Genomic DNA, 22,373 nt, shown 5'->3' on the forward strand with positions numbered 1-22,373 from the left:
CATGCCGGTTCAGGTCGAAATCATCAGCCCGGAGAAGCTGCTCTTCCGTAAGGAAGTCGAAATGGCAGTCATTCCGGGCGAGGAAGGCGATATCGCGGCCATGCCGGATCATGCGCCGATCATGCTCCTGCTGCGCGGTGGCGTCGTTTCCCTCTATGAGGGAAATGTCGTGACCGAGCGCTTCTTCGTCTCCGGTGGTTTCGCCGATATCACGGCCGATCGCTGCACGATCCTGGCTGACGAGGCCCTGCCGATCAAGGACATCGTCCTGACCGAAGCGCAGTCGCGTCTTCAGACCCTTGAGCTTCAGCTGACCAATGTCACGGCTGATGATCTCACGGGCATGGATCAGATCTCCCGCAAGATCCAGGCCGCGCGCGCCGAGATCGAGGCGGCAGAGGCGTCTCACCCGATCTACTGATCGCGCTCTGACGCAATCGGTTCATCGAACAAAAAAGGCCGGTTGCCTCAGGGCACCGGTCTTTTTTGTATCTCTACAGGCACTGCGGCCACCCCCGGCAGACATGTGCATACATATGCGACATCCGAGAGGGGGAGGCCGGGGATCCGGTTCTTAGCCGCGACCGCGATAGCCCGGAACATCCTGCGCAGGAACCCAGACGCCCTCGGGCGGCAGGCCGGTCTGCCAGAAAACGTCGATCGGAATGCCGCCGCGCGGATACCAGTAGGCACCGATACGCAGCCATTTGGGGTTCAGAACCTCGACGAGCTTCGTCGCGATGCTGACTGAACAGTCTTCGTGAAACGCGCCGTGATTGCGAAAGCTGGTCAGATAGAGTTTGAGCGACTTGCTCTCGACGATCCATTCGTCGGGAATGTAGTCGATGACGATATGGGCGAAATCGGGCTGCCCGGTGACCGGACAAAGCGATGTGAATTCCGGTGCGGTGAAACGAACGACATAATCGCGCCCCTTGTGCGGGCTGGGTACGCGTTCGAGCGTCGCGGTTTCCGGGCTGTCGGGTTGTACGGTCTGACGTCCGAGCTGGCTGAGTGCCGAGAGATCGTTCTCTGATGTGGTCATGAGGGTCTGCCCTGATGTAAGGAAGGAAAATGCAAGTGTCTCAAGCCGGTTTCCCAGCCCCAGTCATCGTGTCTTCTACAGACGATTTGGCCCAACTCTGTGCTCGACTCAAGCATGAGCCGTTCGTGACGATCGATACGGAGTTCGTGCGCGAGCATACATACTGGCCTGAGCTCTGCGTCGTGCAGCTTGGCGGCGTGAACGATGTGGCAGTGATCGACACGCTGGCGCCGGGGATGGACCTTGCCCCTCTGGCCGATTTGCTGGCAACCGAGAGCTGCGTGAAAGTCTTCCATGCAGCGCGTCAGGACCTTGAGATTTTCCTGCATCTTTTCGACGTTCTGCCACGGTCGATTTTCGATACCCAGGTTGCGGCCATGGTGGGCGGCTATGGCGATCAGGTGGGATATGACACGCTGGTCAACGCTATTACGGGCGCAAGCATCGACAAGACCCATCGCTTCAGCGACTGGGCCGCGCGCCCTCTGTCGAAGGCACAGATTGCCTATGCGGCGGCGGACGTCACGCATCTGCGTACGGTCTATCTCGCCCTGCATGACGAGCTGGAAAAGCAGAACCGTCTGCACTGGGCCGATGCCGAGCTGGCCGTTCTCAACGATCCGGCAACCTTCCGGCCCGATCCACGCCGTCAGTGGGAGCGCCTGAAGGCACGCACCAATAACCGACGTATGCTCGGTGTGCTGCGCGAGGTAGCGGCCTGGCGCGAGATGGAAGCGCAGGCGCTCAATATTCCGCGCCAGCGTCTGATACGCGACGAGAGCCTGCTGGAGATCGCCGCCGTGCGTCCGCAGGATGCCGAGGCTCTGTCGCGTGTTCGCGGCGTTTCGCGTGGCTTTGCCGAAGGCAAGGCAGCGCCCGGTCTGCTCGCTGCAATCCAGACCGGTCTGGACCTGCCTGAGAAAGATCTGCCCCGTCCACCGCGCAAGCAGGAGGGTGCCAAACCTTCCGCCGCACTTGTGGCTCTGCTCAAGGTGGTTCTTGCTGCCGGCTGCGAAGCCAATCGCGTGGCTCCCAAACTTGTGGCGACGAGCGATGATCTGGACAGCCTCGCGCTGGGCGAAACGGACAGTCCTGTTCTGAAGGGCTGGCGTCGCGCCGTCTTCGGTGAAGATGCTCTGGCACTGCTCAATGGCGAAATCCGCCTTGCCGTCGAGGGGCGTTCGGTGCGGCTCATCCGCAACAAGAACGACTGAGCATACGGATCGTACAGGGCAATTGTCAGGCGGTCCCGGTCGGGACCGCGCCTATGATTTATACCTCATTCTTTGGTAATTCGGTCGGGTTCAGATTGACTTGGGCAAGAGCTCTGTGTTTATCCGCCAGTCTCACTATAGAAAAATCCGGTTTTGCGGATTGAGCAGATCGTATCGACACCCTAGTTTTACGTCACAGGACTGAATGAGGAGCACGGGCGATGGAATGGACTGACGAAATAATCTCCCGTCTTCAGACGTTATGGCAGGAAGGACTGTCGACAGCCGAGATTGGCAGGCAGCTGTCGATCACCAAGAACGCTGTCGTTGGCAAAGCGCATCGTCTTGGGCTGCCGCCTCGCCCGTCTCCCATTCGTGCCGCAGCCAAATCCCGCAAGGATGCGACTGCCGAGACTGCTGCAGCTGCCCAGCCAGCCGGTTCTGGCGAAGCCCTGTCTGAAACGCCGGTCGCACCCGTTTCCGGACCTGTCGCCGATACCCGGACGAAGCCCGTTATGGCTGAAGCCGCAGCGCGCAGCGCGCAGTCCGAAACGACCGCTGCCAAGGCAACGCCGGCTGCCAGACCAGAGACCGTCTCCGCTCCACCGACCGCTCCCAAGGCCGAGCCCGTCAAGCACGTCGCCGAGACCCCTGCCGCTGCAGCCGAGACGGCGCAGGAAGCTCCGGTGTCCAGCAAGGCTGCTCCGCCCCGTAAACCTGCAGAGGCCAAGACCATGGCACCAGATCTGATGCTCCGTCCGCTCCTGCGTCCGTTGACGGCCGATACGTCGCCCCGTCGCGGTCCGTCCTGCTGCTGGCCGAATGGCGATCCCGGCACCCCGGGCTTTCATTTCTGCGGTGCCAAGCCTGTGCCCGGTAAGCCCTATTGTGCCGAACATTGCGCAATTGCCTATGTGAAGCTGCGCGACCGTCGCGAAAGCGCCGGCTGAGCCGACCCGGTCTTATGTCCGGTCTCATGCAAGAATAAAAAAAGCCCGATCCATGCGGACCGGGCTTTTTTCTTGCGCATCACGCGGCCTTGTCAGGCAGCAGGTGTTGCGTCTTCGGTCTTTTCGGAGGCCGGAGCAGGCGTTTCGACCGGAGCCGGGCGAGACGGCATGTCGCCTGTGATCATTTCGAGATGACCCGTGATCTGGCCGCCATCTTCCACCTGCAGGCGACGCGTGCGCGTCTTGCCGATCAGACGTCCGGTTGCACGCACGGTCAGATTGCCGCGCACAGTAAGCGTTCCGTCGATCGTACCCGCCAGATCGGCGTCTTCAACCTCGATTTCGCCACGGAAAACGCCGCCCTGTGCCACGGAAAGTTCCGTTGCCTGAAGCAGGGTCGCTTCGACCGTGCCTTCAACGACCAGACGCTCTGCGTCCTGGATCGAGCCCTGAACCGAAATGCCGCGGCCTACGACCAGCGTACGGCGGTCGGATGCTTCACGACGGCCACCCGCTGCGGAGGGCGCTGCGGCAGCTGGGCGCGCAGGAGCTGCCGGTGTTGCGGGAGAGGGCGGGGCAGGGAAAGGCGAACGACCCATCGCGGCAGAATCCTTCTGTTGTGAGGCTGGTATGGCGTCTGCCGCTGGGGCCGGACGCTCGGGAAAGAGCGAAGAGCTGCCCGAGGCAGGAGCAGCCGGTTTTTGGCCAGGATTGGCCGAAGCACCTGAAGATGAAGTTGTCTCTTCTGGTTTGCGTCGTTTGAACAAGAGAACCCCGCTGCGCGTTCTGGAAGGTGGCGGTTCGGGTGCCGCGAACGGCTGGTAACAGACAAAAAACCATCCCGGGGATGATTTGCGTCCTGACCCGGCTTACACGTTTAGTTGCGCAAGCGACAAGCGGATATAAGGCAGGTTTTCGCGGTTTTTGACCCTGACCCGGTCTTGTGTCATGGCCTGTCGGAAAGAATGCCGAACCTGTCGTTCACGCACCATAACGATCACGCCCGATCGTGTTGATTTCATGGCGCGATCCCGGTTTATTCCGGCAAAATTCATCGTATCGGAGACTTCATGACTGCCCCCACACTCGATCTGCTCTGCATCGGTAATGCCATCGTCGATATTCTGGCGCCCGTCTCGCACGAGACACTCGCCACGCTGGGATCGCCTTTGGGCAGCATGACGCTGATCGATGCCGACCAGGCCGCTGCGATCGAGGCTGAAATCACGCCTGAACAGGTCATGGGCGGCGGTTCGGCAGCCAATACGGCTGTCGTGGCAGCGCGCCTCGGTGCGCGTGTGGGCTATCTCGGCAAGGTGGCGTCCGACGAGGCCGGTCAGGGCTACGCGCGCGATCTTGCTGCGCAAAAGCTGTTCTATCCTTCCGCGCCCGTTCAGAACGCCGATCGCCCTACGGCACGCTGCATCATTCTGGTTACGCCTGATGGGCAGCGCACCATGCATACCTATCTTGGCATCTGCACCGAGTTCGGGCCGGAAGATGTCGATCAGGCTGCCGTTGCTGCGGCCGGCGTGACCTATATGGAAGGGTATCTGTTCGACAAGGATCGCGCCCAGTCGGCCTTCATCCTCGCCGCTGAAACCGCTCACAAGGCCGGTCGTCGCGTCGCTCTTACATTGTCCGACACCTTCTGCGTTGCCCGTCATCACGCCGCATTCCGCGCCCTCGTCGCCGGGCATATCGACATCCTGTTCGCCAACGAGGCCGAAATCTGCGCCCTGTACGAAACCGAGGATTTCGACTCTGCTGCCGAGCAGGCCGGTCGCGATGCCGCTCTTGTGGTCCTGACCCGCAGTGAAAAGGGCGCTGTTATTCTGTCCGACGGCCAGAAGCTTGTCGTCCCGACAGAGGCGGTCAAGGTGGTCGATACGACTGGCGCTGGCGATGCGTTTGCAGCGGGCTTCCTGGCCGGGCTGGCCAAGGGACGCAGCCTTGAAGACTGTGCCCGTCTCGGCAATGCCTCTGCCGGTGCCATCATCACCCGCATGGGGGCACGTCCTGCCGCCGATTTCGCACTCAAGGCCTGAAGGGTATTGCGGGGCAGCGCCCCGCAAGGACCCGGAGAAAGACCCGGAAACGCTAAAAAACCGGCTCTTTCCGATCCTTTCATTGCACTCTGACGCGAAATTGTGCAGAACACGGCCAATCCGTCAGTCCCGGCTTTGTGTCGTTCCAAGGGAGCGATCCGGCAGGGCATGACCCTGCAAGCCCGATCAGGACCGCTTCATGGAAATCCGTAACATCGCCATTATCGCGCACGTCGATCATGGCAAGACTACCCTTGTCGATCAGCTTCTCAAGCAATCCGGCTCGTTCCGCGAGAACCAGCATGTTGCCGAACGCGCGATGGACAGCAACGACCTTGAGCGTGAGCGTGGCATCACCATTCTTGCCAAGTGCACCTCGGTCGTCTGGAACGACACGCGCATCAACATCATCGACACCCCGGGCCACGCCGATTTCGGCGGCGAGGTCGAGCGTATCCTGAGCATGGTGGATGGCGCGATCATCCTGGTCGACTCGGCTGAAGGCGCTCTGCCGCAGACCAAGTTCGTTCTGGGCAAGGCGCTGGCCCGCGGCCTGCGTCCGATCGTTGTCGTGAACAAGATCGACCGTGGCGATGCCCGCCCCGACGAAGTTCATGAAGAAATCTTCGACCTGTTCGCAGCACTCGGCGCTGACGAGCATCAGCTCGACTTCCCGATGCTGTACGCTTCGGGCCGTCAGGGCTGGGCCGATCTGGAAATGAACGGCCCCCGCAAGGATCTGTCCCCGCTGTTCGATCTGGTGCTGCGCCATGTGCCCACGCCGGGCCTCGACAAGGAAGCGCCTTTCGGCATGGTTGCGACCATTCTCGAAAGCGACAACTTCCTGGGTCGTATCCTGACAGGTCGTATCGAGCAGGGCCGCGCCCGCCTGAACATGCCGGTTCGCGTGCTGCGCCCCGATGGCTCGATCGTGGAAACGGGTCGTCTGACCAAGCTGCTGTCGTTCCGCGGTCTCGATCGTGTGCCGGTGGAAGAAGCCGAAGCCGGTGACATCGTGGCCGTGGCCGGTCTGTCCGATGCGACGATCCCTGACACCATTGCCGACCCGTCGCTCGATGCGCCTCTGCCCTCGACCCCGGTCGATCCGCCGACCCTGTCGATGACCTTCCGCATCAATGACGGTCCTCTGGGCGGTCGTGAAGGCAAGAAGGTGACGTCGCGTCAGATCCGTGACCGTCTGTTCAAGGAAACCGAAGGCAACGTGGCCATCAAGGTGACCGAGAGCGCCGAGAGCGAGGCTTTCGAGGTTGCGGGTCGCGGCGAACTCCAGCTCGGCGTGCTGATCGAGACCATGCGTCGCGAAGGCTTCGAGCTGACCATCGGTCGCCCGCGTGTTCTCTTCCGTAACAACGAAGAAACCGGCGAGCGTGAAGAGCCGTACGAAGAGGTTCTGGTTGACGTGGACGAGCCCTATTCGGGCGTGGTCGTCGAAAAGATGTCGATGCGTAAGGGCGTGATGCAGGACATGCGTCCGTCGGGTGGTGACAAGGTTCGTCTGACCTTCCTCATCCCGTCGCGTGGCCTGATCGGCTATCACGGCGAGTTCCTGACCGACACGCGCGGCACGGGCATCATGAACCGTCTGTTTGCAGGCTATAAGCCCTATGCAGGCACGATCGATGGCCGTCGCAACGGTTCGCTGATCTCGGCAGAAGACGGTGCGACCACGCAGTACGCCCTGTTCTCGCTGCAGGATCGCGGTACGCTGTTCGTCGAAGCCGGTGAGAAGATCTACACGGGCATGATCCTCGGCGAGCATTCGCGCGAGAACGATCTCGATGTGAACGCCGTACGTGAAAAGAAGCTGACCAACATCCGCGCTGCCGGCAAGGACGATGCGCTGCTTCTGACGCCGCCGCGCAAGATGAGCCTTGAGCAGGCCATCGCTTATATCGAGGACGATGAGCTGGTCGAAGTGACGCCGTCTGCGGTTCGTATCCGCAAGCGCTACCTGGACCCGAACGAGCGCAAGCGTATGTCGAAGGTCAAGTCTGACGTCTGATCCGGGCATCTCCTGACCGCTTGACACAGGCAGGTCAGGGGATACCTGGACAGGTGGACAAGATGCGTTCCCGGGTAGAACGGACTTTCAGAAAAAGGCCACCGGCAACGGTGGCCTTTTTCATGATCGTGTCTTGATTAAGGCGGATATGTGCCTTTACGGTGCGATTACAGTCATTTTATCTAATTTCTCCCGAGACGATTTGAGAAAAGGCTGATAGCGTCCACAAGGTCATGAGTTCAGGTGGGTGAATTCTTCATCCCGACTGACGCCTGTGATTATGTGAATTCGTTTTCTGGAGCTCGTTTCATGCTCGTTTTCAATCGTCGCCTTCTCACCGGTGTTGCCGCTCTTGCCATGACGCTGAGCGCTCCTGCTTTCGCTCAGACCGCACAGGAAGCAGCTCCCGCAGCCCCTGCCGCTGCGGCACCGGCAGCCCCCGCTGCACCGGAAGCCACGGCACCCGCTCCCACCTCTGAAGCGGCTCCGACGGCCACGACGGAAGACAAGGCCGCCAAGCACAAGGGCAAGCACAAGCATAAGCACAAGCACCACAAGAAGGGTGCAGAAGCCGCCGCCGAGAAGGATGCTTCCGGCAACTGATCGATCTTCAGATCGACATGAAAACGGGGCCCGAAACGGCCCCGTTTTTTATTGTCCATATCCCGCCCCCTGAGTCGTCCCGGGCATTGCGTATTCCCGGAGCACTCCGTCATGAGCGCTTCGTTTCATGGCGCCGGAAGAGTTCGGGTCGATCTGCCCGAAAGCGCTCAGGGACAGGCAAAGATAGCGTGCATCACTGAATGGTTGCTCAGGTCAGCGTCGGGACAATGACTGCTTTGCGTGGCCGTGCACGATTGGCCGTTGCGAAACTGACCATTCGACTTTCCGTTTCGTCCCAGAGCGTATGGCTGAAAAGCTCTTTCAGTGCTTCACCCAGCCCAAATGTTTTGACGTTTGCAAAAACGCTATGAGCTTCATGACAGGCGGCCAGGCGATAATTCGGAATGCCCGGAGCCGCATGGTGAATGTGGCGCAGGCCAATACTGCCGGAGAACCAGTTCAGCCGGCGTGGCAGGCGCAGACACCTCATTCGAAAACTGGGTCCGTGGCATAACCGGGCAGAACCCGATTATGCCTGCTGAAAACCGGGCGGCTTCAGGATGTATAGCGATCCAGCGACAGATCGAGTGAGGGAATATCCGTGCGCTTGCCGCTGATACGATCGGCCAGAATACGTCCCGAGCCACAGGCCATGGTCCAGCCCAGCGTGCCGTGGCCCGTGTTCAGCCACAGATTGCTGTAGCGCCCTGACGGCCCGATGACGGGTGTGCCATCCGGCGTGCAGGGGCGTAGCCCGGTCCAGTAGCGGGCGCGGCTCAGATCGGCACCGCCGAACATGTCGTTGAAAGACAGTTCGAGCGTTTCGCGACGATCCTGGCTCAGCTTGAGACGCCAGCCGGTCAGCTCTGCCGTGCCGCCGATGCGAATACGATCGCCCAGCCGCGTCATGGCGACCTTGTAGGTTTCGTCATTGACGGTCGAGGTCGGTACGCGGCTCTCATCGACGATCGGGGCCGTGAGCGAGTAGCCCTTGACCGGATAGACCGGTAAATTGAGTTCGATCGGCTTGAGCAGGCGTGGTGAGTAGCTGCCGAGTGCCAGCACATAGGCATCGGCCGTCAGGCGACCGGCGCTGGTGCGAATGCCGTAAATTGCGTCGCTTGCAGCCTCGATGGCCTCGATCTCGGTGCGGAAACGAAAGCTTACGCCCTTTTCCGCCGCCATCGCAGCAAGACGCTGCGTGAAGAGATAGGCATCGCCCGTCTCATCGCCCGGCAGGCGCAAACCGCCCTTGAGTATCTGGCGCGCGCCGGACAGGCCGGGCTCGTATTTCAGAACCTCTTCCGTACCCAGCAGCTCATGAGCCACGCCGCTTTCAGAAAGCAGGCGCATGTCCTCATGCGCATGCTCAACCTGCTTGTCCGTGCGGAAAAGCTGGATCAGGCCTTTCTGGGCATCATCATAGGTAATGCCGGTGCTGCGTCGCAGCTCGGCCTGACAGTCGCGGCTGTATTCCGCAATACGCAGCATACGGCTCTTGTTGATGTCATAGGCATGATGCGTGCAGTTGCTCAGAAGCTGCGTCATGAAACGCAGCATCGGCATGTTGATGGCAGCAGCGCGCACAACCAGTGGCGCGTGCTTCTCGAACATCCAGCGGGCAGCCTTGAGCGGCAGACCCGGCATGGCCCAGGGGGTGGAATAGCCCGGTGAGACCTGTCCCGCATTGGCAAAGGAGGTTTCGAGCCCGACGCCCGGCTGACGGTCGATCACCTCGACCTCATGACCCTGTTCGGCAAGATACCAGGCAGTGGTGACGCCGATGACACCGGCGCCCATGACGATGATCTTCATTGTGAACTCTCGATATATTCACGATGGAAGCGCTTACCGAGTCCGGTCAGCAGCTCATATCCGATCGTATCCAGTGCCGCGGCCAGCTCGTCCAGCGGACGATGGGGGCCAATCAGCTCGAAACCGGTGCCGGGGGGCAGGGATATGTCTCCCAGTGCGGTCAGATCCAGTGCCATACAGTCCATCGATATCCGGCCCACGACAGGAAGAAGGATATCGGGTCTGTCAGGCAATACCGCGCTGACGAGTCCGCCACCGCGTCTGTGAAATCCATCGGCATAGCCGACGGAAAGGGTTGCAATGCGCGTCGGACAGGATGCCACGAAACGCGCACTATAGCCGACTGCCACGTCAGGCTCGATCCAGCGATCCTGCACCATACCGGCCAGCAGGGTGACCACCGGGTGCATCGGGTTGGGGCGATCGGGGGTCGGGTTGCCGCCATAAAGCGCATAGCCCGGGCGCACCAGATCATGATGGAACGACTCACCCAGAAAAATACCGCTCGATGCTGCAAGGCTGGCCGGCCGGGCAGGCAGTTTGCGTCTGAGCGTTTCGAAGCGTCGCCGCTGGCCTTCGTTACGCGGGGATGTCGCATCGTCCGCGCAGGCCAGATGGCTCATCACATGGCTGATCGCGAGCGTATCGAGCCAGTTTTCGGCGATAAGCGTGTCGATATCGTCCTCTGACAGGCCAAAACGCGACATGCCGCTATCGAGCTGAAGCAGACAGGACGGCTGTATCTGTTTGTTGCGGCAGAGCGCGCCCCACCGACGTATCTGATCGAGACTGTTGAGAACGGGCGTCAGCCGGTTCTGCACCAGCAGGGGCTCGCTGCCCGGTGTCGGCCCGTTGAGGATACAGATGGCAGCATCGTCAGGGAGCAGGGGACGCAGCTCCAGTCCTTCCTGCACGGTGGCCACAAAGAAGCGCCGGCATCCAGCCCGGTAAAGGGCGGGGGCGATCTTCCCGACGCCCAACCCATAGGCATCGGCCTTGACCGCTGCGCCGACTGCCACATCGGGGCCGACCATGGTGTTCAGCTGGCGGTAATTCTGTTTGAGCGCATCGAGATCGATACGCAGCCAGCCGCCAGCACATTCCCTTGCATCGGTTTCTGTCTCTGGCGGCTGTCCTGTCATCAGGGTCTCGTGTCTCTCGATCATTTCGGGATCATACTAAACTGGCGCCCCGTTTCGGCTCAAGAGCCTGAAGGCACACCCTTACTTGTGGAATATTCAAAGTGAAGGGCTTGGTCGGGGTGAACGATGGGATGAATGGCGTGGGCCGCCATGGCGCCCTCGCTGAATCCCTGCAGGATCAGCTTGAGCTTGCCGGGATAGGTCGCGACATCGCCGATGGCGAACACCCCTGAAAGGCTTGTTTCCATGGTTGAAGGCGTGACCGGTACGGTGCTGCGGATCGTGTCGATATTCCAGGTGGCGATGGGGCCGAGATCGGTCGACAGACCGTAAAAGGGAAGAAGCGTATCGGCTTCGATGCGGCGTATCTGGCCTTCGAGGTCGATCACATCCACCGCAGAAAGCGTACCGCCTTCGCCCTGCAGGGCATGGAGCTGATAGGGCACCACTTTCTCGATACGCCCTTCTGCAACGCGTGCCTCGATCTGGGAAAGAGTCTCCGGCGCGCCACGGAATCGGTCGCGACGGTGCAGCAGGTAGATCTTGTCGGCAATGTCGGAAAGGGAAAGCGCCCAGTCGAGCGCAGAATCGCCACCCCCCGCCACGATGATGCGCTTGCCCGCAAAATCGGCACGCTTGCGCACGTAATATTGCACGGCACCGCTTTCCTCATACACATCGAGGCCATCGAGCGGCGGGCGATTCGGCCCGAAAGCCCCTGCGCCTGCGGCGATGATCACGGCGCGCGCCGTAACGACATTGCCCTTGTCGGTTTCCAGCGTGAACGCGCCGCGTTGGCCGGAGAGTTTCTCCACGCGCTGGCCCAGAAGGCGCGGCACATCGAAAGGCGCGATCTGGGCATCGAGAGCCGCAATCAGGGCACCGCCTTCGATCGAGGGATGCGCCGGAATGTCATAGATCGGCTTTTCAGGATAAAGCGCCGCACATTGGCCACCAATCTCGTTCAGCGCATCGATCAGCACGCAGGAGAGTTTGAGCATGCTGCATTCGAACGCGGCAAAAAGCGCGGTCGGCCCTGCACCGATAATGGCGACATCGATGTCGAGAGGGGTCTGGCCCATGTCAGCGTCTATCCGTTTCTGTTCAGTCTTGCTTTGCAATGAGGGCGATAGAAAACACATTCCGTCAATCGATGCACCCCCTCCCTTGGTGCACGTCCGGCGCGCGCTCTGGATGCAGGCTCTGCTCCTGCGCACAAGCGCATTGCACCGTTCCTGCGGCTTTGATACGAGGGTGACCAGCATCAAGAGCCGGTACGGTCGTACCGGCGCCAACCTGCTCCCGGGCAAGGTGGTATCTCCGGGCAGCCGGAGAGATGTGGCCGCTCCGGCAATCTCGGGACATGCCACGCCTGCCTTGTCCGGAGCTTTTAGAGAACTCCGCAGCGATCAAGGACCCAACGCCCGTGGCCCAGCAATTTGCCAGTGACAATTATGCCGGTATCTGTCCCGAAGTGTGGGACATCATGCATCAGGCCAATACGGGCTCGGTCCCTGCCTATGGCGAAGATGAGTGGACCAGCCGCGCGGCAGACAGTTTCCGTACCCTGTTCGAAACGCGCTGCGAGGTTTTTTTTGCCTTCAACGGTACGGCGGCCAATTCGCTCGCGCTCGCTTCGCTCTGTCAGTCCTATAACAGCGTGATCTGTTCGTCTTTCGCGCATGTCGAAACCGATGAATGCGGCGCGCCGGAGTTCTTCTCCAACGGGTCCAAGCTGCTGGTCGCGCGCACCGATCACGCAAAGCTCTTCCCTGAGGATATCCGTGCGCTCGCGACCTGCCGCAGCGATATCCATTACCCCAAGCCCAAGGTCGTCACGATCACCCAGCCGACCGAAACGGGAGAAGTCTATTCACTGGACGAGATACGCGCCATTTCAGCCACGTGTCGTGAGCTCGGGCTGCGCCTGCATATGGATGGCGCACGTTTTGCCAATGCCTGCGCCACGCTGGGCTGCACGCCCGCCGAAATGACATGGCAGGCCGGTGTCGATGTATTGTGTTTCGGCGGAACCAAGAACGGTATGGGCGTAGGCGAGGCCATACTGTTTTTCGACTCTGCCCTTGCGGAAGGATTCGACTATCGCTGCAAGCAGGCCGGTCAGCTGGCTTCGAAAATGCGCTTTATTTCCGCCCCCTGGATCGGCCTGCTTGAAAGCGGAGCCTGGCTGCGCAACGGCGCGCATGGCAATCGCTGCGCCCGGACCCTGGCCGCACGTATCGAGGCACTGCCCGGATTGTCGCTCATGTTTCCCGCTCAGGCCAATGCAGTGTTTCTCAAGGCACCCGAGAGTGTCCTTGAGGGGCTGAGGACGAAGGGATGGCGCTTTTACACGTTCATCGGTGGTGGCGCGCGTTTCATGTTCGCCTGGGATGCCGATCCTGCACGCGTGACGCAGCTGGCCGATGATATCGAGGCGCTGGCAGCGTGAGTCCTGCGACACTTTCTTCCATCCATGCGCTTTCGGCTTCGACTCTCTCCGATCTCGACATGGCGGGTACGGCAGTTTTTGCCATATCCGGTGCGCTCGTAGCGGCCAGAGCGCGTCAGAACCTTGTGACTTTTGCCTTTTTTGCCGCCATGACCGGTGTCGGAGGCGGCACATTGCGCGATCTGCTTATCGGCGCACCGGTTTTCTGGATGCACGCTACAGCCCCGCTTGCTGTCTGTCTGGGCATTGCCCTGCTCGTGTGGTTCACACCGCATCGCTGCTGGCCTGAAGGCGCCATCGACTGGTTCGACGGGCTGGGTCTGGCATCCTACGCGGTTTATGGCGCAGCGAAGGCCACCGCCTACGGCATTCCATGGCTTCCTGCCGCCGTCATGGGCGTGGTGACAGCCTGTATGGGCGGTATCATACGGGACGTTCTGGCCGATCTGCCCTCGATCGTGATCCGCCCCGAGCTTTATGTCACCGCCGCTGCCCTGTCCGCCGGGCTGTATGTCGGGCTGAACGGTATCGGGGTAACACCGGTTCTCGCTGGCGCCGTGGCTGTGACACTGGGCTTTGCCCTGCGTGGCTATGCGATTGTGCGCAAGATCGATCTGCCCGCCTACAAGCGATAGGACAGGGCACTCCCGCGCGGTCTTCCCGGTGCTTTCCACTACCCATCGGACGGGTGCGTCACTAGATTGAGCGCATGACCGAACTCGACCTTCCCGACCAGCCCGCTACTGAAGCTCTTGCTGCCCGGCTGGCAGCGTTGTCCGGTGCGGGCGATGTGATTGCGCTGCATGGCGAGATGGGAATGGGCAAGAGCGTGTTTGCCCGGGCATTCCTGCGGGCGCTGGCGGGAGATCCTTCGCTGGAGGTGCCGAGCCCTACTTTTTCGCTGGTGCAGATCTACGACCTTCCCAAGGCGACGGTAGCGCATTTCGATCTGTGGCGTCTGGATGGACCCGATGCCCTGTTCGAGCTGGGCTGGGATGAGGTGCAGGAAGGCATCATGCTGGTCGAGTGGCCAGAGCGAGCCGGGGACGAGCTGCCGCGCCATGCCCTGCATCTCACCCTCATGCCGGGTGAGGGAGAAGAAGGCAGGCGGGTCATACTGGAAGGCTGGAGCGACCGGCTGTGACGCTCGCCACGATCCCGCCCGACCGTTCGTTTCTCGATGACGTGGCCCGACGCTGGCTTGCGGGTCCGGCTCATCAGGGGGCGGAAAACGCGCTGATTCTCGTGCCGAGCCGACGCGCTGCGCGTAATCTGACCGAGGCTTTTCTGCGCTGTCTCGACGGCCGGGCAGCTCTTCTGCCGCGTATCGTCCCGGTTGGTGACGTGAGCGAGGACGATCTGGCGCTCTCGGGTGTCGAGGCATTTTCCTTTCCGCCTGCCGTGGACAAGCTGCGTCGCCTTTCCGTTCTGGCAGCCCTCGTGCTGAAAGCGAAAGGCGTGTTCAGCGCCGATCTGACCCTTGAGCAGGCGTGGCCGCTGGCTTCGGCTCTTGCCGAACTGATGGACGATGCCGAGCGTGTGGGCGTCGATCTGCGCGAGCGCCTGCCCGATGCGGCTGAGCCGCGCTTTGCCGATCACTGGCACAAGACCCTGCAATTCCTGCACATCGTGACCGAAGCCTGGCCGCAATGGTTGCAGGAGACGGGCGTGATGAACCCTGTTGCGCGTCAGGTCGCGGTGCTCAGGGCGCAGGCTGCACGCTGGCGCGATGTCCCGCCTCAGGGGCCACTCTGGGCCGTGGGCTTCACCGATGGCATGTTTGCCGTTTGCGCCATTTTGCGTGCCGTGCTCGATGCGCCTCAGGGCTGTGTCATTCTGCCTGGCGTCGATCTCGATCTTCCCGAAGAATTGTGGAGCACCCTGCCGGAGAGCCATCCGCAATCCGGTTTTCGTCGTCTGCTCAGTGACTTGTCTGTTTCCCGTGAAACCATGGCACTCTGGGACGATCTCCCGCCAGGCAGCAGCGAAAGCCGACGTGAGGCACTCAAGGCGCGCGCAGCGCTCACCAGTCTGTTCATGCGGCCCATGGAAGGATTATCTGCCTGGGGCGAAAGCCGTGAGGCCCTGCCTCTGGAGGGCATGACGCGCGTCGATGCTGCAGACCAGCAGCAGGAGGCCGCAAGTATCGCCATGATCCTGCGTGCGGCAGTGGAGGAACCCGGCAAAACGGCCTCACTCGTGACGCCTGACAGGGCCCTAGCGCGCCGCGTAGCGACCGAATTGCTGCGCTATGGCATTGTTGCCGATGACAGTGCGGGCGAGGCGCTTGCTCTGACACCTGCAGCCATATTGTTGCGTCTCGTTGCCGAGGCGGCTTCGGAAGATCTGGCGCCTGTGGCGTTGCTGGCCCTGCTCAAGCATCCTCTGGTGGCGCTGGGCAGCACACCGGGAAATTGTCGTGCTACGGCACGTCGACTTGAGCGTCTGGTCCTGCGTGGTCCTGCACCGCCGCCCGGCATGGCCGGTCTGCGTCTGGCTCTGCAAAAGCAGGATCAGAGCGCCAATGACACGGCAGACAGTCCCGATCAGGCCGAACCGCTCTCCCTGTTTCTCGACCGTCTGTCGGAGGCAGTGTCGCCTTTGCTCGATTGCGGGGCTCTGCCCCTGCCAGAGCTTCTCGCTCTTCTGGTGCGTGCCGCAGAAGCACTGGCGACCACGGTGGATCAGCCCGGTGAGGAACGTCTCTGGCTCGGGGCTGAAGGACATGCGCTGTCACGTCATATTGCCAGCCTGATGACCCATGGCGCTGTGCTTCCCCCTCAGACACTGGCGGGCATGCCAGCTTTTCTTCTGGCTTCCATGGCGGGACAGATGGTGTTCGGCCAGCGCGTATTGCAGGGGCGCGATGGCGAGGCCCTGCATCCGCGCGTTTCCATTCTCGGTGTGCTCGAAGCCCGTCTGCAATTTGCCGATCTGGTCGTACTTGGGGGCCTGAATGAGGGCATATGGCCGCCTGCGACCGATCCGGGCCCCTGGCTGAGCCGCCCCATGCGCACACGTGCTGGTCTGCCTTCTCCTGAGCGGCTCATCGGCACGGCAGCGCATGATTTCACCACAGCGTTCCTTTCAGGGAAGGAAATCGTGCTGTCGAGTGCCGCCCGCCGCGATGGAGCCCCTGCTGTTCCGGCGCGCTGGCTCGTGCGTCTTGACGCGCTTCTTGAGGGGCGTGGGCAGAAACTGCCTATTCATCCTGCCTTGTTCTGGCAGGCGCGTATGGACCAGCCACAAGGACCCGCCCGCCCGGTGCCCCCACCCGAGCCGCGGCCGCCCGTTTCACGCAGGCCGAGGCGTCTTTCCGTTACCGAGATCGATCTGTGGCTGCGCGATCCCTACGCCATTTATGCGCGTCATGTTCTGGGCCTGCGCGCGCTGCCCGCTCTGGAAGAAGCCGCCGACCGGTCGGATATCGGTGTGGTGGTGCATGAGGGAATCGACCGGTGGCTGGCCGATGGCCAGAAAGGGGGGAGGGCCCTGCACAAGGCCTTGCTCGACTCCCTGAATTCGCATGATCTGCGCCCTGCCTTGACTGCCTGGTGGCGACCGCGCGTGCTGCGCATTGCCGACTGGGTATGCGAACGTGAGGCCGGGCGTGAAAAGCCGCTCCAGATCAGGACGGAGCAGAAGGGAACGCTGACCCTGACACCCCCCTATGCGCCTTTTCGTCTCAGTGCGCGCGCCGATCGTATCGAGATCGGGCAGGACGGTCGGGCGACCATCATCGATTACAAGACAGGCAGTCTGCCCAAGGTGACCGATGTCGAAGCAGGCTGGAGCTCGCAGCTGGTGCTGGAAGCCGCCATGTTGCGCCTGGGCGGTTTTCCCGGCCTGCCGGAAGCTGAAACGGCATCGCTGCTCTATTGGCGTCTGACAGGCGATCGCCATCGCGGCGAAGAACTGTCGGTTCCCCGCAAACCGGACGATCTGGCCGGACTGGTCGAGAGCGCACTCGACCGGCTGCGCCGTCGTGTCGAGGCTTTCGACAATCCCGACACGGCCTATCGCTCTCATCCTCACCCCGATTACGTGCCGCGCTATAGCGATTATGCCCATCTCGCGCGTGTGTCGGAATGGAGTGCCGCACGCGAGGAGGGAGGAGAATGACCGACATGGCGCCCACAAAATCCCGAGGTGCAAAAACGCCTCTGAACGCGCAGGTCATTGCTTCTGCAAACGACATCCAGCGTCAGGCGTCCGATCCTCTGGCATCGGTGTTCGTCTCGGCCTCGGCAGGCAGTGGCAAGACCAAATTGCTCATTGACCGTTTGCTGCGTCTGATGTCGCCGGTGCTGGTGCCCGATCCGGAAACGGGGGCGCCTGTCCTTCTGCCGGGATCCGATCCGGCGCGTATCCAGTGCCTGACCTTTACCCGTGCCGCGGCCGCCGAAATGGCCAATCGACTGCAATCGCGTCTGGGGCGGTGGGTCTCCCTGTCCGACGAGGCGCTGGATCGCGAACTCCATGCACTGAGCGTGCCGGTTTCTGCTGAGACGCGTCAGGCTGCGCGTGCCTTGTTCGTACGTGTGCTCGATCTGCCGGGTGGCATGAAAATCGGGACGATCCATGCCTTCTGCCAGTCGCTTTTGCGACGTTTCCCGCTCGAGGCCGCCATCAATCCGCATTTCACCCTGATGGAGGAAACGGATTCGGGTCTCGCTTTGGCCAATGCCATCGAACAGACCCTCTCACGCGTCGCCCGTGATCCCGCAATGGAAGAAAAGCTGTCCCTGCTGGCCGGGCAGGTGGGGCTGGAAGATTATCTGGATCGTATAAGAGCGCTTCAGGGCCGGGCTGCACGCCTGCGTCAAAGCTTTATCCGCTGGCAGGTCGATCCGGGGCGCATCGAGCAGGCGTATCGACGGGCTTTCGGCGCCGGTAGCGAAACACTGGCCGATCTTGAAGCGACACGTCTGGTTTCGCCGCAGGAAGACAGGCTGAGACAATGTGCGCAGGAGGCCCTCGAACTCGGCACGGCACCCATGCAGAAAACGCTGCACAGGCTGCTCGATATGTTGTCTCGCCCTGTCGCTCAGCGCGACGCCGCGATGTGGCGTGAGATTTTCCTGACGAATGCCGGAACGCCCCGCGCTGCAAAAGCCTTCGTTCAGGCTGCCATTGCGCGCGATCGCCCTCACCTGATGGAGGCGTTCACTGCTGAGGCGGAACGTCTGATGACGGTCGAACGCGCGATAGCGGTCGAACGCCTGATTGCGCTCAATCTGGCCCTGTTCGCGCTCGCTGCGCCCACGCTTGAACGCTACGCACAGGACAAGACACTGCGCGGTCTTGTGGATTACGACGACCTGATTGCCAGCACGCGCGATCTGCTGCGCGATCCGGGGGCATCCTGGGTGCTGTACAAGCTCGATGGCGGTCTCGATCATCTGTTGCTCGACGAGGTGCAGGATACGTCTGCCGCACAATGGGAGATCGCGACGGCGCTGATCGAGGAATTCTTCGTGGGCGATGGCGCGCGCGAAATGGAAGGTCGTCCGCGCACGGTGTTTGCCGTGGGTGATTTCAAGCAGTCGATCTATGCGTTTCAGGGGGCGGACCCGCAGGGCCTGTTCGGCGCACGCGAAAAATTCCAGGAGATGGTTCTGGGTGCTGAGCAGGAGTGGCGCGTGCCGGAAATCGGCGTGTCTTTCCGCTCTGTCGCCCCTGTGCTCGATCTGGTCGATTCGGTGTTTTCCAGTCCGCTGGCCGCCGACGGTCTGCGTGAGCCGGGACGTGACATTCTGCCGCCTCATCGCTCGGCGCGCCCGGGTCAGGGCGGGCGCGTGGAGCTATGGCCTCTGGTCCCCAAGGACGAGAAGGATGGCATAGACGATCCCTGGGCCGCGCCGACGGGCAATGCGGGGCAGAGCCGTGCCCCTCAGAAACTGGCCGATCATCTGGCACAATGGATTGCCGACCAGATCGGCAAACCGCCCCAGCCCGGTCAGGCGCCGCTTCGGGCTGGAGATGTGCTGGTTCTGGTGCCGAGGCGCTCGCCTTTTCTGCGCGCACTCATAAGGGCGCTGAAGGGGCATGGTGTCGAGGTTGCGACGCTCGTCGGTGTCGGGCTGACCGACTCCCTTGCCGTTCAGGATCTGATGGCGCTGTGCCATGCGCTGCTTCTGCCTCAGGACAATCTCACTCTTGCCTCTGTGCTTACCTCGCCTTTCGGCGGGGTGAGCGATGGCTCCCTGATGGATCTGGCCATGGAGCGGGGCGAGACACCGCTCTGGACGACCCTGCGCGAACGCCATCGCGAGCGGCCTGACTGGAAAAGTGCGTGGGAGCGTCTTTCGGCCCTCCAGACGCGTATCGACTTTGCCACGCCCTACCAGATTCTGGCCGATGCCCTGGGCCGCCATGAAGGGCGTGCCCGTGCGCTGGCCCGTCTCGGTCCGGAAGCGGCCGAACCGCTGGACGATCTGCTTTCTGCCGCTTTGCGCTACGAGGCGCTTCATGCGCCTTCCATGCAGGGGTTTCTGCACTGGCTGGAGTCAAGCAGTCTGACGGTCAAGCGCGAGGCCGAGGCAGAGATCGATGCCGTGCGTATCATGACCGTGCATGGATCCAAGGGATTGCAGGCGCGTCTTGTGGTGCTTCCCGATATGACAGGCGATGTGCAGGGCGAGAAAAAACTGCTCTGGACCCGTCAGGGCGGTCTCGACCTTCCGGTCTGGATGCCCGGCAAGGAGTTGCCCTCAGATCTGGGAGACAGGCTCAAGGCCGAGGAAAAGGCCGCTGCCCAGGCAGAGCGCAACCGGCTGCTTTATGTGGCTCTGACACGCGCCAGCGACTGGCTGGTGGTATGCGGCTGGGAGCCAAGGAAAAAACCCGCCGAAACATCATGGTATGCGCTGTGTCAGGCTGGCTTCGAGGCCCTTGGCGCAACATCTGCGCCATTCGATGGAAGCTGGGAGGGAGAGGTACGCGTCATCGAGGCGGTTCCGGCAGAGCCGCCCCGCAAACCGGACGCGTTGCCAAAGCTCATATCTGTCGATCTGCCAGCTATTTTCGGTCACGCACCGGACTGGAAGGTAAGCGCCGCACCCCATGAGAACCCGCTGACACGTCCTCTTGCCCCAAGCCGTCCAGATAACGCGCGATATGGCGCGACACCGCCAGCCCTTTCTCCTCTGGTGCTTGCGGCAGGGCAGGTCAGCAAACGGGCGCGTGCGATCGATCGTGGCACGCTGGTGCATCGTCTTCTGCAGTGGCTGCCAGACCGTGAAAGAGCCTCATGGCGCGATCTTGCGCTTTCATGGCTTTCTCACCCTTCTCATGGCCTTTCCCGTGAAGAAGTGGGGAAACTGGCCGATCAGGTTATTGCCGTTCTGACGCACGAGGCGCTGTTGCCGCTCTTTGAGCCCGGCAGTCTGTCGGAACAGCCTGTAACGGGCATTGCATTCGGTCAGGTCGTGCTCGGTCAGGTCGACCGCCTGCGTATCACCGACCGACAGGTCATGCTGTGCGATTACAAGACCGGTCAGCATCCGCCACGTGCGGGTCAGACCGTACCTGCAGCCTACAGACGTCAGATGACAGCCTATGGATCGGTGCTGTCACAACTCTATCCCGATCATGAAATCGTTCTTGCCCTGGTCTGGACCGAAGGGCCTGTAATCAGTTTCATTCCGTTCGAGCCCTCCACGCTCTGAGGTCGGCGAGCAGAAGAAACGGTCGGATCGCTATGCCAGAACAGGTCGGGCATAGCGGGTTTTACCTCTGGCCAGGAAAAGCGAGAACCGGATGCGAGTGAGGTGCCGTCAGCGACGCTGATAACCGCCGGGGCCTCTGCCGCGATCGTCATGCCTGTGGTTGTCCCGCCCCCGGTCATCGCGGCGGGGAGGATTGAACCTGTTGCGATAGCCCGGACCGCCGAAGCCGCGTCCGGTATAATGCGGCCCGACCGAATAACCGCTGCCCCAGCCCTGGCGCCCCCAGCCACCGCCGGGATAGCCATAATAGCCTCCCCCATAGCCGTCATTGTAGCCGCAGCCTGTCAGGCCGATCAGACAGAGCGCGAAAAGTGCCGGAATCTTACCTGCTGAAAATCTTTTCATCGGACTGCTCCCCCTTCCAGCACATCGCCCTGCGGCTCGATCACGCCGAATACTGCGCCTGCAGGATCCGAGAGAATCGCGACCTGCGCACCGTCACGATCGATATGGGTCGGTACGATCACATGCCCTCCAAGAGCCTGCGCCCGCTCTGCAACGGTTGCGCTGTTGCCGACCTGAACGAACTGTATCCAGCGCGCCTTGTCTTTCTGGTCGATGCCTGAAGGAAGCGTATTGATACTGGCGCGTTCCCTGTCTTGCGATGTGACGATGAAATGTGTCGTGCTGTCCTGTTGGGACGCTGCCGCAATCCGGTAGCCGAAGAGCTGCTGGTAGTAGCCGGCAGACGCCATGGGGTACGGCGTCAGAAGCGATGCCCAGGCCCAGCTGCCGGGCTGAGGATCGATCGGCTGATCGACAGGGTCGCCAGAATCGGAGCTGAGGGCGCCGAAAATACCGTGTTGGGGGTCCGAGACGATGACCGTCTGCCCCAGCCCGGCAATGCGGTGCGGGCCGAACAGCACCTTGCCACCCTGTTTTCTGGTCGTTCGCGCAACTGTCGCCGTGTCGGAGGTCGAAAGGAAGGGCATCCAGAACGGCACGTCCTGCCCGGCGCGACGCACCGCATGGGACACCATCGTGCCGACAGGCCGGGAATCGAGCAGGATCTCGACACGCTGCGTCCGGTCGTCGCCTACCGGCCGGAAAGTCCAGCCGAAGAGCTGGCCGTAGAAGCTCTGGGCATTGGCGAGATCGGGCGTGACAAGCATCGAAAACACGATCTTGCCCGGCAGGATCCGGTGCGTAGGCGGTGAGGTCAGGGGAATTAACGGGCGGTCTGTCGCCTTGATGGCGGGTTGCGCCCGAACCATGGGCGCTGCTGCGAGAAGGGTCGAGGCGCAAAGCGTCCCGAGACAGAAAAAGCGAAACATGGACCGCGTCTTCACAAGGAGACCTCCGTAGATTCTTCCATAAACTCCGGGAGTTAAACGCCCGCCATTCCCCTGTG

The 22,373-nt window shown here is 61.7% G+C and carries 19 protein-coding genes and 1 riboswitch; of the genes, 11 read left to right on the top strand and 8 right to left on the bottom strand.

Annotated features, from left to right (window positions below; genetic code table 11):
* The first annotated feature begins 1 nt into the window (after nt 1).
* On the top strand, nt 2–421 hold the full coding sequence (gene atpC / locus NF685_RS00900; RefSeq protein ID WP_222546429.1) for an ATP synthase F1 subunit epsilon: 420 nt from the start codon (nt 2–4) through the stop codon (nt 419–421).
* 153 nt (nt 422–574) lie between these two features.
* Here the strand turns inward: atpC and queF are convergent, their stop codons facing one another.
* Nucleotides 575–1,045 (bottom strand): preQ(1) synthase, encoded by a 471-nt coding sequence (gene queF, locus NF685_RS00905; protein WP_252848217.1) that lies wholly within the window; start codon nt 1,043–1,045, stop codon nt 575–577.
* 29 nt (nt 1,046–1,074) lie between these two features.
* On the opposite strand from queF, the gene rnd reads away from it, so the two are divergent.
* Nucleotides 1,075–2,259 (top strand): ribonuclease D, encoded by a 1,185-nt coding sequence (gene rnd / locus NF685_RS00910; protein ID WP_252848218.1) that lies wholly within the window; start codon nt 1,075–1,077, stop codon nt 2,257–2,259.
* A gap of 221 nt (nt 2,260–2,480) precedes the next feature.
* Nucleotides 2,481–3,209, top strand: a complete 729-nt coding sequence (locus NF685_RS00915) for a GcrA family cell cycle regulator (protein WP_252848219.1) — start codon at nt 2,481–2,483, stop codon at nt 3,207–3,209.
* 92 nt (nt 3,210–3,301) lie between these two features.
* Here the strand turns inward: NF685_RS00915 and NF685_RS00920 are convergent, their stop codons facing one another.
* Nucleotides 3,302–3,808: a bactofilin family protein gene (locus tag NF685_RS00920; protein ID WP_306414247.1), complete on the bottom strand. Its 507-nt coding sequence runs from the start codon at nt 3,806–3,808 to the stop codon at nt 3,302–3,304.
* Between the two features lie 471 nt (nt 3,809–4,279).
* Between NF685_RS00920 and NF685_RS00925 the strand changes: the two genes are divergently transcribed.
* From NF685_RS00925 to NF685_RS00935, 3 genes are all read left to right on the top strand, one after another.
* Nucleotides 4,280–5,257, top strand: a complete 978-nt coding sequence (locus tag NF685_RS00925; protein WP_252848221.1) for an adenosine kinase — start codon at nt 4,280–4,282, stop codon at nt 5,255–5,257.
* 199 nt (nt 5,258–5,456) lie between these two features.
* Nucleotides 5,457–7,280 carry a translational GTPase TypA gene (gene typA, locus NF685_RS00930; protein ID WP_222546435.1) on the top strand — a complete coding sequence of 608 codons (1,824 nt, stop codon included), beginning with the start codon at nt 5,457–5,459 and terminating at the stop codon, nt 7,278–7,280.
* 309 nt (nt 7,281–7,589) lie between these two features.
* Nucleotides 7,590–7,883, top strand: a complete 294-nt coding sequence (locus tag NF685_RS00935) for a hypothetical protein (protein WP_252848222.1) — start codon at nt 7,590–7,592, stop codon at nt 7,881–7,883.
* 208 nt (nt 7,884–8,091) lie between these two features.
* Here NF685_RS00935 and NF685_RS00940 read toward each other — a convergent pair whose 3' ends face one another.
* The 4 genes from NF685_RS00940 to NF685_RS00955 all read right to left on the bottom strand — a co-directional run bounded on the left by NF685_RS00940 (nt 8,092) and on the right by NF685_RS00955 (nt 11,922).
* Entirely contained in the window at nt 8,092–8,373 is a 282-nt protein-coding gene (locus tag NF685_RS00940; protein ID WP_252848223.1) for a hypothetical protein, read from the bottom strand.
* A gap of 65 nt (nt 8,374–8,438) precedes the next feature.
* Nucleotides 8,439–9,698, bottom strand: a complete 1,260-nt coding sequence (locus NF685_RS00945; RefSeq protein WP_252848224.1) for a D-amino acid dehydrogenase — start codon at nt 9,696–9,698, stop codon at nt 8,439–8,441.
* Complete coding sequence (gene alr / locus NF685_RS00950; RefSeq protein ID WP_252848225.1) at nt 9,695–10,864, bottom strand: alanine racemase; 1,170 nt, start codon at nt 10,862–10,864, stop codon at nt 9,695–9,697. Before alr ends, NF685_RS00945 begins: the two co-directional genes overlap by 4 nt.
* Before the next feature lie 35 nt (nt 10,865–10,899).
* A complete protein-coding gene (locus tag NF685_RS00955) occupies nt 10,900–11,922 on the bottom strand; it encodes an NAD(P)/FAD-dependent oxidoreductase (protein WP_252848226.1) in 1,023 nt (340 codons plus the stop codon).
* 174 nt (nt 11,923–12,096) lie between these two features.
* A riboswitch (SAM-I-IV-variant riboswitch) is annotated at nt 12,097–12,208 on the top strand.
* On the opposite strand from NF685_RS00955, the gene NF685_RS00960 reads away from it, so the two are divergent.
* From NF685_RS00960 to addA, 5 genes are all read left to right on the top strand, one after another.
* Nucleotides 12,204–13,292 carry a threonine aldolase family protein gene (locus tag NF685_RS00960; protein WP_373317830.1) on the top strand — a complete coding sequence of 363 codons (1,089 nt, stop codon included), beginning with the start codon at nt 12,204–12,206 and terminating at the stop codon, nt 13,290–13,292. Its footprint overlaps the riboswitch before it by 5 nt.
* Nucleotides 13,289–13,927: a trimeric intracellular cation channel family protein gene (locus tag NF685_RS00965; protein ID WP_252848227.1), complete on the top strand. Its 639-nt coding sequence runs from the start codon at nt 13,289–13,291 to the stop codon at nt 13,925–13,927. Before NF685_RS00960 ends, NF685_RS00965 begins: the two co-directional genes overlap by 4 nt.
* 74 nt (nt 13,928–14,001) lie before the next feature.
* Nucleotides 14,002–14,436, top strand: coding sequence for a tRNA (adenosine(37)-N6)-threonylcarbamoyltransferase complex ATPase subunit type 1 TsaE (gene tsaE, locus NF685_RS00970; protein ID WP_252848228.1), 435 nt, complete (start codon nt 14,002–14,004; stop codon nt 14,434–14,436).
* Entirely contained in the window at nt 14,433–17,414 is a 2,982-nt protein-coding gene (addB, locus tag NF685_RS00975) for a double-strand break repair protein AddB (protein ID WP_252848229.1), read from the top strand. The genes tsaE and addB overlap by 4 nt, the downstream gene beginning before the upstream one ends.
* Nucleotides 17,411–20,962, top strand: a complete 3,552-nt coding sequence (gene addA / locus NF685_RS00980) for a double-strand break repair helicase AddA (RefSeq protein WP_252848230.1) — start codon at nt 17,411–17,413, stop codon at nt 20,960–20,962. The genes addB and addA overlap by 4 nt, the downstream gene beginning before the upstream one ends.
* A 108-nt stretch (nt 20,963–21,070) precedes the next feature.
* On the opposite strand, the gene NF685_RS00985 is transcribed toward addA, so the two are convergent.
* Both NF685_RS00985 and NF685_RS00990 read right to left on the bottom strand, forming a co-directional pair.
* Entirely contained in the window at nt 21,071–21,367 is a 297-nt protein-coding gene (locus NF685_RS00985; protein WP_222546443.1) for a hypothetical protein, read from the bottom strand.
* Entirely contained in the window at nt 21,364–22,296 is a 933-nt protein-coding gene (locus NF685_RS00990) for a VOC family protein (protein ID WP_252848231.1), read from the bottom strand. The genes NF685_RS00985 and NF685_RS00990 overlap by 4 nt, the downstream gene beginning before the upstream one ends.
* Nucleotides 22,297–22,373 lie beyond the last annotated feature (77 nt).

Source organism: Asaia lannensis NBRC 102526 (genome assembly GCF_024054035.1).
Lineage (GTDB): Bacteria > Pseudomonadota > Alphaproteobacteria > Acetobacterales > Acetobacteraceae > Asaia > Asaia lannensis.